We start from the raw sequence: 206 nt of genomic DNA, 5'->3' as shown, positions 1-206 counted from the left end.
GGGAAAGACAGACATGTCTGACCCCGCCGTTACCGTCCGTGCCCACAGGGCCGTTGCGATTCCCGGCTCTGGCGGCGCTTGGGTAACCGTTACCGTATAGGCTTGGGATGAACCATCTTCCGCCGTAACGGTAAATTGTACCGGAATCGCGTAATTCTGTGGCGTTGCGGGGGCCGGGCTGATAAAAACGCCCGTATGGGTGGCCG

At 60.2% G+C, this 206-nt stretch carries 1 protein-coding gene; it reads right to left on the bottom strand.

Annotated features, from left to right (window positions below; translation table 11 throughout):
• A partial coding sequence (locus TPRIMZ1_RS19425) for a PKD domain-containing protein (RefSeq protein ID WP_010263321.1) occupies nucleotides 1-206 on the bottom strand: 206 nt, incomplete at both ends.

The organism is Treponema primitia ZAS-1 (assembly GCF_000297095.1).
Lineage (GTDB): Bacteria > Spirochaetota > Spirochaetia > Treponematales > Breznakiellaceae > Termitinema > Termitinema primitia_A.
Note: the sequence above shows the minus strand (reverse complement) of the source record. Positions and strands in the feature narration are given on the sequence as shown.